Origin of the sequence: Methylobacterium sp. J-070 (assembly GCF_022829385.1) — a bacterium.
Classification (GTDB): domain Bacteria; phylum Pseudomonadota; class Alphaproteobacteria; order Rhizobiales; family Beijerinckiaceae; genus Methylobacterium.
Genome location: NZ_JAKSXX010000101.1, coordinates 61,630 through 73,528, shown reverse-complemented (window position 1 = coordinate 73,528; position 11,899 = coordinate 61,630). Strand labels below are relative to the sequence as shown.

At 69.8% G+C, this 11,899-nt stretch carries 9 protein-coding genes; 4 read left to right on the top strand and 5 right to left on the bottom strand.

Going from position 1 to position 11,899, the window contains the following annotated elements; genetic code table 11:
• The first annotated feature begins 129 nt into the window (after positions 1-129).
• Entirely contained in the window at positions 130-696 is a 567-nt protein-coding gene (locus tag MKL01_RS07585; RefSeq protein WP_243904601.1) for a general stress protein, read from the top strand.
• A 46-nt stretch (positions 697-742) separates the two neighbouring features.
• Here MKL01_RS07585 and MKL01_RS07580 read toward each other — a convergent pair whose 3' ends face one another.
• Entirely contained in the window at positions 743-1,984 is a 1,242-nt protein-coding gene (locus MKL01_RS07580) for a capsule biosynthesis protein (protein ID WP_243904600.1), read from the bottom strand.
• A gap of 448 nt (positions 1,985-2,432) precedes the next feature.
• On the opposite strand from MKL01_RS07580, the gene MKL01_RS07575 reads away from it, so the two are divergent.
• From MKL01_RS07575 to MKL01_RS07565, 3 genes are all read left to right on the top strand, one after another.
• Positions 2,433-2,888 (top strand): PAS domain-containing protein, encoded by a 456-nt coding sequence (locus MKL01_RS07575; protein WP_243904599.1) that lies wholly within the window; start codon positions 2,433-2,435, stop codon positions 2,886-2,888.
• 55 nt (positions 2,889-2,943) lie between these two features.
• Positions 2,944-4,194, top strand: coding sequence for a formyl-CoA transferase (frc, locus tag MKL01_RS07570; protein ID WP_243904598.1), 1,251 nt, complete (start codon positions 2,944-2,946; stop codon positions 4,192-4,194).
• Between the two features lie 83 nt (positions 4,195-4,277).
• A complete protein-coding gene (locus MKL01_RS07565; RefSeq protein WP_243904597.1) occupies positions 4,278-5,456 on the top strand; it encodes an HPP family protein in 1,179 nt (392 codons plus the stop codon).
• Positions 5,457-5,459: 3 nt separating this feature from the next.
• On the opposite strand, the gene MKL01_RS07560 is transcribed toward MKL01_RS07565, so the two are convergent.
• The 4 genes from MKL01_RS07560 to MKL01_RS07545 all read right to left on the bottom strand — a co-directional run bounded on the left by MKL01_RS07560 (position 5,460) and on the right by MKL01_RS07545 (position 11,796).
• The gene (locus tag MKL01_RS07560) at positions 5,460-6,155 is read right to left on the bottom strand and encodes an alpha/beta hydrolase (RefSeq protein ID WP_243904596.1); all 696 of its coding nucleotides are present in this window, start codon (positions 6,153-6,155) and stop codon (positions 5,460-5,462) included.
• 204 nt (positions 6,156-6,359) lie between these two features.
• The gene (gene oxc / locus MKL01_RS07555; protein WP_243904595.1) at positions 6,360-8,105 is read right to left on the bottom strand and encodes an oxalyl-CoA decarboxylase; all 1,746 of its coding nucleotides are present in this window, start codon (positions 8,103-8,105) and stop codon (positions 6,360-6,362) included.
• Between the two features lie 242 nt (positions 8,106-8,347).
• Positions 8,348-9,634: an oxalate/formate MFS antiporter gene (gene oxlT / locus MKL01_RS07550; RefSeq protein WP_243904594.1), complete on the bottom strand. Its 1,287-nt coding sequence runs from the start codon at positions 9,632-9,634 to the stop codon at positions 8,348-8,350.
• Positions 9,635-9,993: 359 nt separating this feature from the next.
• Positions 9,994-11,796, bottom strand: a complete 1,803-nt coding sequence (locus MKL01_RS07545) for a zeta toxin family protein (RefSeq protein WP_243904593.1) — start codon at positions 11,794-11,796, stop codon at positions 9,994-9,996.
• Positions 11,797-11,899: the final 103 nt, after the last annotated feature.

The window sequence follows — 11,899 nt, the reverse complement described above, 5'->3', positions numbered from 1 at the left end:
GCGCTGGCATTGCCGCTTGAAGGTCGGCAACCGCTCGACTCTGGAACGATCGGGCCGGTCCCATTCCCTCGGGCTGGACCTGCCGTCGCGATCCGCTCGGGCGCAGATCCGAGGATGCCGGAGGTTTCCATGTCCGCACGCGCCCTGACCGCCCTGTTCGACGACTACGAAGCCGCCGCCGGCGCGGTGGACCGGCTCGAGGCCGCCGGCATTCCCCACACGGACATCAGCATCGTGTCGAACCGGAGCGAGACCGGGTCGGCCGTGGCGTCGCCGTCCGGCAAAGCCGCGCCCGCCCCGGCGGACGCCGCCGGCACCGGTGCGACGGTCGGCACGGTCCTGGGCGGGGGCGCCGGCCTGCTCGCCGGCCTCGGACTTCTCGCGATCCCGGGCCTCGGACCGGTCGTCGCCGCGGGCTGGTTGGTGGCCGCTCTGACGGGCGCCGGTGTCGGTGCCGCGGCCGGGGGTCTGATCGGCGGTTTGACGGGGGCGGGCCTCAGCGAGGGCGAAGCCGAGACCTACGCCGAGGGCGTGCGCCGGGGCGGCACCCTGGTGACCGTCCGGGCCGACGAGTCCCGTGCCGATCGCGCCCTGACCATCCTCGACCAGGCCGGCTCGATCGATCTCGACGAACGCGCCGAAGGCTGGCGGGCGCAGGGCTGGACCGGCGGCACCGTCGGCCCGCGCGCCGGCTGACCCTCGCCGGGAAGGCCGGGACCCGGAGGCCCCCCGGAAGGCCGCGTCAGGCCATCATCTTCCGGGCGAACATGGCGGCGCCGAAGAGCGCTGCGGATCCCGCGGTGATCAGGCCGATCATCAGCATCCGCCGCGGCTCGATGGCGGAACTCGCCCGCACCGGCTCGACAATCGGACTGAAGAACTCGATCTGACGGGCGGCCACGATGCGCGACCGCTCGTAGGCGGTCAGCACCTGCTGATAATACTTCTCGGCATTCTTGCGGTCGGTCTCGAGCGCCTCGAACCGCGTGAGGGCGTCGGAGAGCACGCGCTTCTGCTCCGGGTCCTGGCTGGCGGATTGCCGCTCGATCCGGGCGATGTTGTCGTCGAGATCCTTGATCTGCTGCTTGAAGTCCATGATCCGGCGGGAGTCCGGTCCGAGGTCGCGCTGGCCGATCGCGAGTTGGACCGCCAGGTTGATGCGGGCAGCGCGCATTTCCGCGATGAGCTTCAGATTGGTGTCATTTGACTTCTGCGCGTCGAGTATCCCCTCGCGATTGCGCAGATCGCGGGTCGCGAGGCGGATCTCGGTCATCCGCTCCTCGGCGCGCTTCAGCTCGCGCGTGCTTTCCGCGACGGCGTCCTGGCGGGACTTGACGCTGAGGTCGTTCACCATCCGCTCGGCCTCTTTCATCACGGCCTTGGCGAGGGCGAACGACTGATCGGGGTCGAAAGCCGCAACGGTCACCGACAGGATGCCCGAGCCCCCTTCGATCTCCACATCGACGCGCCGCTTCCAGTAGCGGAGAAACTTCTCGATCGGCTTCTCCGGGTCGAAGCGCGAGAAATAGTCGATGCTGTCGCTGCTGAACCACTGACGGATGGGCAGCTGCGCCTCGATCGTCTCCAGCATCGGCCGGCTGAGGATGTATTCGCGGGTGATCAGCGTGTCCTGCGCGGCCATCTGGCTCTGGCCGCTCGAGTTGTTCCCGCCCGTTTCGGACGATCCCTTCTCGGACGACCCGAGGGCCGGCCGAATCGCGAACCGCGCCTCGCTGACGTAGCGGTCCGACGCGATCAGCCCGTAATAGATCGCCCCGGCGAGCGTGGGCAGCACGAAGCAGATGACGAAGAGGATCGGGATCCAGGGATCGTTCTTGACGTGGGTCTGGTAGGACCGGATGCCCTTCCGCCGGTCGGCGAAGCGCGACATGCGCGCGATCTGCCGCAGTGACTCGGAGATCGCCTGCTGGCGGTCCGTCGTCGTGACCGGCTGCCCCTTGGCGTCCCGGATCTCCATGTTCATGGCTTGATTCCCGGCCTCGCCGGCCTCGATGGTCGATCCGCGCGGGTGCACCACGGCATCGCCGCGCCCGTGTCGGGCGGCTCTCGCATGACGACACGGCAAAAGCATGTCGTCGCGCTGTGCGCGGTCTTTCCGCTCACGAAAGTCCAGCAATCGCCACGGCGCCGACACCCACGCGGGCGCGTGGCCGCCTGCATCGGCGCCAGTCCCGAACCGTCGGAGCCGGCGACGGCGGGCATCACCCAGCAGGAAGGAAAATGCCTTTTGTCAGCCCCAGCGTTGACGGCATTCCAGATATGGCATACCAAATACCAGCGAGCGACGCCGTAGATGAGCGACCGCTGGCAGGAGTTGGAACTTTAGCTCCGCATTCGAGCAGAGGGGCGCATGGAAACCGTATCCAGCTGCGCTGCCAGGGGCGGGGACATCCGTGCCGCAGTCTGATCCTTTGGCATCCACACGCGCATCGGACCACGCCGCGGGCCTCGCCGAGGCCATCGGCGATGCCGTGGTGGTGTCCGATCCGGAGGGCGCCATCACGGTCTGGAACGCCGCGGCGGAGCGGATCTTCGGATTCACCGCCGCCGAGGCGTTGGGCCGAAGTCTCGATCTGATCACGCCCGAGCGCCATCGCCGCCGCCACTGGGACGGCTACGCGAAGACCATGCGCACCGGCGTCACCCACTACGGGGCGGAGACCCTGAGGGTGCCGGCGCTCCACAAGGACGGCCGCCAGCTCTCCATCGCCTTCACGGTGGGGATGGTGCGGGACGCTTCCGACCGAGTCACCGGGATCGTCGCGGTGATCCGCGACGAGACCGAGCGCTGGGCGGAGGAGAAGCGCCTGCGCCAGCGCGTGGCCGACCTCGAAGCCATCGCGGATCCGGCCCGCCGGGAGCCTTGAGCCCGACGGACGATCCGACGGTCCCGATCATCACACCGCACAGGGAGAACGCCCAATGAGCAAGCCGCTGGAAGGCATCAAGATCATCGACTTCACCCACGTCCAGGCCGGTCCCGCCTGCACGCAACTGCTCGCGTGGTTCGGCGCCGACGTGATCAAGGTCGAGCGTCCCGGCGCCGGCGATGTCACCCGCAGCCAGCTGCGCCATGTCGAGGACGCGGACGCGCTCTACTTCACGATGCTGAATTCCAACAAGCGCTCGCTCACCCTGGACACCAAGACCCAGGCCGGCAAGGAAGTCCTGGAGAAGCTGATCCAGGATTCCGACGTCATGGTCGAGAATTTCGGTCCGGGCGCGCTCGACCGGATGGGCTTCTCCTGGGCGCGCATCCAGGAGCTGAACCCGGGCATGATCCTCGCCTCGGTGAAGGGCTTCTCGGACGGCCACCACTACGAGGACCTCAAGGTCTACGAGAACGTCGCCCAGTGCGCCGGCGGCGCCGCATCGACCACCGGCTTCTGGGACGGTCCGCCCACCGTCAGCGCCGCCGCGCTCGGCGATTCCAACACCGGCATGCACCTCGCCATCGGCATCCTCACGGCGCTCCACCAGAAGAACAAGACCGGCAAGGGCCAGAAGGTCGCCGTCTCGATGCAGGACTCGGTGATCAACCTCTGCCGGGTGAAGCTGCGCGACCAGCAGCGCCTCGACGCGCTCGGCTACCTGGAGGAGTATCCCCAGTACCCGCACGGGGAGTTCTCCGACGTGGTGCCGCGCGGCGGCAACGCGGGCGGCGGCGGCCAGCCGGGCTGGGTGCTCAAGTGCAAGGGCTGGGAGACCGACCCGAACGCCTACATCTATTTCACGATCCAGGGCCATGCCTGGGCGCCGATCTGCAAGGTGCTCGGTAAGGAGGAGTGGATCTCCGACCCCGCCTACAACACGCCGCGCGCTCGGCAGGACAAGATCTTCGACATCTTCAAGACGATCGAGGAGTGGCTCGCCGACAAGACCAAGTTCGAGGCGGTGGACATCCTGCGCACCTACGACATCCCCTGCGCGCCGGTTCTGTCGATGAAGGAGATCGCCGAGGACAAGTCCCTGCGCGAGAGCGGCACCGTCGTCGAGGTGGCGCATCCGAAGCTCGGCAAGTACCTGACCGTCGGAAGCCCGATCAAGTTCTCCGACATGACGGTCGAGGTGAAGGCCTCGCCGCTGCTCGGCGAGCACACCGACGAGGTGCTGGAAGGACTCGGCTACACGCAGGAGCAGATCCGGGCCATGCACGAGGCCCGGGCGGTCTGATAGAGACCGAACGTTCTCCGCTCTACCGAGACAGGACGGCGCCCCCGCGGCGCCGTCCTTCTCATATGCGAGCCCCGGATCCGATGCGCGCAGTCCTCAGGCGTTTCCTCCCGGAGCTGACCCCGGTCAGCAAGCGCGAGCGCCTGCGCGCGGCGGCCGGGGCCCTGGTGGGCATCCTGGCGACGGGTCTGGTCTGCCGGGCCGCGGTCGGCACCGAGGCTCTGCCGGTCCTGATCGCCCCGATGGGTGCCTCCGCGGTCCTGCTCTTCGCCGTCCCGGCGAGCCCTCTGGCGCAGCCCTGGTCGATCCTCGGCGGTAATCTGGTCGCCGCGCTGGTGGGTGTCACGGCGGCGGCGTGGATGTCCGATCCGTTCGTGGCCGCCTCCTGCGCCATCGGCGTGGCGATCGCCTTGATGATGGCCCTGCGCTGCCTGCACCCGCCAAGCGGGGCCGTGGCGCTGACGGCGGTCCTCGGCGGCCCGGCGATCCGGGCACTGGGTTACGGCTTCGTCCTCTGGCCGGTCGCCGCCAATTCGCTGATCCTGCTCGCGACCGCCCTGCTGTTCAACAACCTGACGGGGCGCGCCTATCCGCACCTGCGCCCGGCCAGCCCGCGGACCTCCGACCCGCCCTCCGACGCCCGGGTCGGGTTCCAAGCCGCCGACCTCGACGCGGCGCTGGAGGAATTCGACCAGTTCCTCGACGTCGACCGCGGCGACCTGGAGCAGATCCTGCGGCGGGTGCAGATGCGCGTCTTCGGCCGCCGCTCCGGGTCGATCACCTGCGCGGCGATCATGTCGCGCGACGTGATCGCGGTGGCCCCCGACGCGCCGCTCGCCGAGGCGCTGGGGCTGCTGCGGCGGCATCGGATCAAGGCGCTGCCGGTCACCGACGAGGGCGCCCGGGTGCTGGGGATCGTCACCCAGACCGACCTCCTCGACAAGGCCGCCTGGGACCGGGCCGGTCCGCGACTGGGCCTCGGCCGCCGGCTGCTCCTGACGGTCGAGCGGGGGCGGGCCCCCCACGGCTGCGCCGCCGACATCATGAGCGCCGTGCAGCCGGTCGGCCCCGACACGCCGGTCGCGGCGCTCGTGTCGCGGATGTCGGAGGCGGGCCTGCACCACCTTCCGGTGGTCGATGCCGATGGACGGCTCGTAGGGATCGTCTCTCAGACGGATCTCGTCCCGGCCCTGCTGGCCGATGCCGACGGCCCCGAGGGGGCCGGACGCGCCCAAGCCGCCGCCGAGCCCGCGCTGGCCTGAGGGTCAGGTTGCCAGGGGGCGGTCGGCCAGGAAGAACGCCACGGCCTGCGCCACCGTGGGGGGCTGGTAGGCGTGCGGCCCGTCATACTCGACATAGGTTACCGGGTAGCCGGCCTCGCGCAGCTTCGGCACGTGGATGCGGGCGCTGCGCCCGATCGGGATCTGCGTGTCCCGGGTCCCGTGCGACAGGAAGATGCGCGGCGCGCCGACCTGAAGATGCACCGACAGGAAGCCTGCCGACGAGACGATCAGGTGGCTCGCCACGTCGCCGTTCGCGAGCCCCAGGGAGAGGGTGTAGCTCCCGCCGTCCGAGTGGCCGGCGAAGCCGATATGGCGGGGATCGAGCAGGAAGCGGTCGGCCACCGCATCGAGCGCCGCCGCGATCCGCTCCCGGTCCGGTCCGTGGCCGGCGATGACGATGTCCCAGGTCGGGAACAGGGATTGCGGGACGAGGAGCAGGAAGCGCTCGGTTCGGGCGTGGCCCTCCAGCATCGGCAGGATGCGCTCGGCGCTGCCGCCGCCGCCGTGGAACAGCACCACGAGGGGGCAGGGCCGGCGTGGATCGAGGCCGTCGGGGACCACCAGCACCGCATCGCGCTCGGCGAAGAGGCCGAGGTCGTGCCGGCCCGGGGGGAGGGCCTGCTTGGTCGGCAGGCGGTGGCGGAAGCGCAGGCGGCCGGCGAGGTCGAGATCGATCATGGCCGATCGCGTCGCCGTGTTGGTCGCGGCATGCGCTTTTCGCCTCCCCGCAAGGAGGAGAGGGCCCAGCGGCCAACGATGTGTGAACATCGCAGCCCTTGCGGGGGAGGGGCGCGTCCCGTCCGCATCAGGAGCGGCCGGACCGCTGAGCGATCCGGCCGGCATGACGACGGTCCGGGCATGCGCCCGGTAAGGCCGCCGCCCTCACTTCTTCTTCTTGATGCCGCTCTGCGGGTTGAGGCTGCCGATGTTGCCGCTCTCGCTGCCGGCGGCCGGATCGATCACGGCGTTGATCAGCGCCGGACGGCCCGAATTCATCGCCTCGTTGACCGCCCGGGTCAGTTCGTCCGGGTTGGTCACGTGATAGCCGGTGCCGCCGAAGGCCTCCATCATCCGGTCGTAGCGGGAATCCGGCACGAACACGGTCGTCGCCGGATCGCGGCCGGTCGGGTCGGTGTCGGTGCCGCGGTAGATGCCGTTGTTGTTGAACACCACGATGCAGACCGGCAGCCCGTACCGGCAGATCGTCTCGACCTCCATGCCCGAGAAGCCGAAGGCGCTGTCGCCCTCCACGCACAGGACCGGCTTGCCGGTCTCGACGGCCGCCGCGACGGCGAAGCCCATGCCGATGCCCATGATCCCCCAGGTGCCCACATCGAGCCGCTTGCGCGGCTGGTACATGTCGATGATGCCCCGGGCGAGGTCGAGGGTGTTGGCGCCCTCGTTGACCAAGATCGCGTCCGGCCGCTCCTTCACGATGGTGCGCAGCGCGCCGAGCGCCGCGTGGAAGGTCATGGGCGAGGCGTTGCTCATGAGCTTGGGCGCCATCTTGGCGATGTTGGCGTCGCGCTTGGCCTTCAGCGTCTCGATCCAGTCGGACGGGGCCTGCTGCCAGCCCTGGCCCATGCCGTCCAGCAGCGCCTGCACGCAGGAGCCGATATCGCCGACCACGGGGGCGACGATCTCGACATTCGAGTCCATCTCCCGGGGCTCGATGTCGATCTGGATGAACTTGGTCGAGCCCGGCTCGCCCCAGCTCTTGCCCTTGCCGTGCGACAGCAGCCAGTTGAGCCGGGCGCCGATCAGCAGCACCACGTCCGAGTCCTTCAGCGCCGTCGAGCGCGCCGCGCCGGCCGAGAGCGGGTGGGTGTCGGGCAGGAGGCCCTTGGCCATGCTCATCGGCACGTAGGGGATGCCGCTGGTCTCCACGAGGGCGCGGATCGCGTCGTCGGCCTGCGCGTAGGCGGCCCCCTTGCCGAGCACGATCAGAGGCCGGCGGGCGGACTTCAGGACCTCGAGGGCCCGGGCGATCGCCTCGGGGGCTGGGCGCTGGGCCGGGGCCGGATCGATCACTTTGACCAGCGAGTTGCGGCCGGCCTCGGCGTCCATCACCTGGGAAAACAGCTTGGCGGGCAGGTCGAGATAGACCCCGCCCGGCCGGCCGGAGCAGGCCGCGCGGATGGCGCGGGCGACCCCGATGCCGATATCGGCCGCGTGCAGCACCCGGAAGGCCGCCTTGCACAGGGGCTTGGCGATGGCGAGCTGGTCCATCTCCTCGTAGTCGCCCTGCTGCAGGTCGACGATCTCGCGCTCGGAGGAGCCCGAGATCAGGATCATCGGGAAGCAGTTTGTGGTGGCGTTTGCGAGCGCCGTCAGCCCGTTCAGGAAGCCCGGGGCCGAGACGGTGAGGCAGATGCCCGGCTTCTTGGTGAGGAAGCCCGCGATCGCCGCGGCGTTGCCGGCGTGCTGCTCGTGGCGGAAGGAGATCACGCGCATCCCCTCGGCCTGGGCCATGCGGCCGAGATCGGTGATCGGGATGCCCGGGACGCCGTAGATCGTCTCGATGCCGTTGAGCTTGAGCGCGTCGATGACGAGGTGGAAGCCGTCGGTCAAGTCGGGCTCCGCCTCGATCTCGGGATTGGTGTGGACGATCTTGGCCAGGGCGGTCATAGGGCGGTCTCTCCCGGAAGATTGATGCTCGGGCTCTCGGAGCCGGTGTGCTGGAGGAAATCCCATCCCCCGCCTCATCCTCAGGGGCTGTGCAGCAGCCTCGGAGGTGTTTTCCGGACGTCTCGGCGGTCCCCGGAGCCCTCCTTCGAGGCCTCCGCTTCGCTTCGACGCTTCAGGATGAGGGGGAGGATGGGAGGTCCGTCAGGGTTGCGTATCCTTCGCGTGGTCGTGGGATCGGCCGGTCACGCCGCCCGGATCGGCCGGGCCGCGAGGGCCGCATGGGGCTCCGTCTCGGCGAGGTAGCGGGCCCGCATCGGGCGAAGCAGGAACATGGCCAACGTCGCCGCCGTGACGTTGAGGACGATGATCAGCGTGAACACGGCCGACCAGCCGTAGGCCGCGGAGAGCAGGCTGGCGAAGGGGACCAGGAACGCCGCGGTGCCCTTGGCGGTGTAGAGCAGCCCGGCGTTGCTGGCGGCGTATTTCGAGCCGAACGTGTCGCCGCAGGTCGCGGGGAACAACGAATAGATCTCGCCGAAGACGCCGAAATACACCGCCGTAGCGAAGACGAACACCATCGGATTGTGCCCGTAGGTCAGGAGCACGATCACCGCGAGCGCCGCGGTCGAGAAGGCGATGAACATCGTGTTCTCGCGGCCGATATGGTCGGACACGAAGCCGAAGAACGGTCGGCCGAACCCGTCGAAGATCCGGTCCAGCGAGATCGCCAGCGTCAGCGCCGCCATCTGGAGGCCGAACAGGTTCACCGGGACGCCGGCCACCTGGAAGTCGTGGGCGATCGGGGCGATCTGCGCCGCCGCCATCAGGCCGCCGGAGGCGACCATCACGAACATCGCGTACATCACCCAGAAGACCGGGGTGCGCACCGCCTCGCGGGGGCTGCGGTCGACCTTGGTCTGCGGCAGGCGCAGGCTCTTGCGCTGGACCTGCATGATCGTCGACGGCTTGCGCAGCAGGAACGAGAGGGCGAAGACCACCGCACCCTGGCCGAGGCCGAAATACAGGAACGCATCCTGGTAGCCGCTCGTGGCGATCGTCCGGGCGATCGGCACCACCGTGAGGGCTGCGCCCGCGCCGAAGCCCGCCGCCGTGGCGCCGGCAGCGAGGCCGCGCCGGTGCGGAAACCATTTCAGCGCGTTGCCGACGCAGGTCCCGTAGACCGAGCCGGCGCCGATGCCGGCGATGACGGCTCCGAGATAGAGCAGGAACAGGCTGTCGGCGTAGGCGTCGATCGTCCAGGCCAGCGCGATCATCACGCCGCCGAAGGCCACGACGATCTTCGGGCCGTAGCGGTCCACGAACCACGCCTCGACCGGGACCAGCCAGGTCTCCGTGGCGACGAAGAGCGTGAAGGCGAGCTGGATCGCCGCCCGGCCCCAATGGAATCGCTGGTCGATCGGGTCGACGAACAGCGTCCAGCCGTATTGCAGGTTGGCGATCATGGCCATGCAGATCACGCCGAAGGCGAGCTGCCACCATTTCGCCGAGGGCGAATCCTGGCGTTCCATCCCTGAGCCTCTCTCCTGGGCGGCGCGGCCTTGCGGTGGCGGCGTCTCACGTAACCCCGCCGATCATGCACATCCTTTCCAGGTATGCAATATACCAGCGTGAAACGGCGGGCTGGATGTGTCAGGGCGGCGATATTATTCCGCCTGGGCCGCCCGAGAAACCGGGTCCCGCAGGAAGCTCGGCCCGCGCTAGGCCCCGGCGGCCAGACCGCCATCCCGGGCCGACCGGCGGAATCCGCGTTCCGCATACGGCGACCCGTCAGACCCTTGTACCGCCGGCCGTCGCCTCGACGTCGCCGGTCCCTGTGATCCGGGGCCGCCTGCGCGAAGGACCGGATGGGCGATCAGACCCGTCCGCGTCAATCCGCAATCCCGGTCCAGTCAGGGCCCCAGGCCCCCAGGGTCGGCTCTTCGGCCGGAACCAGGGTCTCGTCGAGAACGGGGATCGCCGCGGTATCGGCCGGGATGCCGATCAGCGCGCGCGCGGCGGCCCAGTCCGGCCCGTCGCCGACCGCCGCCAGGGCGTCGCGGTCCAGTCCGCTGATCCGGCCGCGGTCGAGCCGCAGAAACGCCCGGCCCGTCTCGGCTCGCACGAACCGGATGGCCGCCATCCGCCGGAGGCACTCGCGGAGGAAGGCGGTGTTCGCCGCTGCCGAGAGGTCGGCGCCATTGAAAACCGGTTCGGGCCGACGCGCGAAGATGTCGACCTTGCGGAAGCGGTCGATGTCGATCAGCCCCTTCACGTCGAGGATGTTGAGGATCCCGCCGGCCCAGAACGCGATGGTGCGCGGTCGCTCGCCGAGCGGCACGCTGTTGTCGAGGAATTCGCAGACCACCTGCTTGTCCCGGGCGAGCGCCCAGTTGAAGAACAGGCGCGGCATGCCGGTATAGGCCTCGACGTTGTGGGCGAGCAGATCCTCGACGGCCTTGAAGCGGCCGAACAATTCACCCCGCTTCCAGGCGCGCTCGACCGTGTCGGCCGGGGGCGTCACCATGAACTGCATGTAGACCCGGTCGCCGAAACGGGTGAGCAACTGCCCGCCGCCGTCGGATCCGGCCTCGGCCTGGAAGCTGTCGAACCGGAAGCGGTCGATCAGCAGGTTGGAGATCCGCCGCTCGGCCGCCTTCCGCGTGACGTAGCGGTCGAGCTTCATGTCGACGATCTCGACCTCGTAGCCGGTGAGCGTCCCGGCGTAGCGGGCGGCCTCGCCCAGGCTGCCGTAGTCGAGGAGATACTTGCGCCAGACGTCCGGGGTGATCACGGCGAAATCGGACCACGCCATGCCGAGGCGCCTGGCGAGGTCGAGCTGATAGGGGCGGATCGTGCTCTTGCCGGACGCCGAGGCGCCCTTGACGTTCATCACCACCGGATGGTCCTGCGGCGCGAGCCGGCGGTAGCCGTGGGCCTCCACCACCGCGGCGATCCACGGCTCGATCTGCTCGCCGATTCGGCGGCTGCCGTAGCCGTTCGACACCAGCGTCCCGGCGAGAGTCCGCAGCAGGTTTGCGTCACGGACCAGGGTGTTCTGCCGGGCGATGAGGCCCGACACCACGCAGCGCAGGGCCTCGCAGGCGGCGATCTCGAGCCCGTCGCCTGATTCGGCCGCGCGCCGCTGCCAGGTTTCGAGCTGGCGCAGGGCCCGGGTCGCCCGATCCTCGCGGGGAGGCTCGACGATCCGGGGACGGCGCCCGAGGAGCCGGTCGAGCCAGCCCGGTTCCGGCGGGGGGATCGCCGGCCGGTCGTCCAGGATGGCGGCGACCTCGCGGGCGAGCACCGCGTCGGCCTCGGCGCGGATCGACGCGAGGGCGGCCTCGACCTCGCCGAGGCGGGGCTCGACGCCCTCGCGCAGGATCGTCGCGACGATGGCCCGGAAGTTCACGCCGAGATCGGCGTAGACCGCGCCCACCGGCACGGACAGGTCGGACATGACCCGGATCAGCACCTCGTGGACGACGAGGCGGCCGGCCCGGAAGCGCGTGAGCTGTCGGGCCGGCAGGCCGCACAGGTCGCTCAATTCCAGCGCGTCGCGCAGCGGCGTCTCGACGTGCTCCGGGCGATAGACGGTGACCAGCGGCAGGAAGGCCGCCGGCAGGTCGGACCGGACGCCCGGATTCCACGGGCCGATCGGCGGTTCTCGGGTACGGGCTGTCGTGTGCGTCACCCGCGCGTCATCCTCCCCCGCCAAGGGGGAGGCGGGGCGCGCGATGTATCGGGATTGCGGGCGCGGCGGGGCCCACCCGCCTCCGCCGATGCGGAGCGCCGGA

Coding starts and splice junctions, on each gene's coding strand:
- MKL01_RS07585 (WP_243904601.1), top strand. CDS start 130: ATGTCCGCACGCGCCCTGACCGCCCTGTTCGACGACTACGAAGCCGCC.
- oxlT (WP_243904594.1), bottom strand. CDS start 9,634: ATGGAACGCCAGGATTCGCCCTCGGCGAAATGGTGGCAGCTCGCCTTC.
- MKL01_RS07580 (WP_243904600.1), bottom strand. CDS start 1,984: ATGAACATGGAGATCCGGGACGCCAAGGGGCAGCCGGTCACGACGACG.
- MKL01_RS07560 (WP_243904596.1), bottom strand. CDS start 6,155: ATGATCGATCTCGACCTCGCCGGCCGCCTGCGCTTCCGCCACCGCCTG.
- frc (WP_243904598.1), top strand. CDS start 2,944: ATGAGCAAGCCGCTGGAAGGCATCAAGATCATCGACTTCACCCACGTC.
- MKL01_RS07565 (WP_243904597.1), top strand. CDS start 4,278: ATGCGCGCAGTCCTCAGGCGTTTCCTCCCGGAGCTGACCCCGGTCAGC.
- oxc (WP_243904595.1), bottom strand. CDS start 8,105: ATGACCGCCCTGGCCAAGATCGTCCACACCAATCCCGAGATCGAGGCG.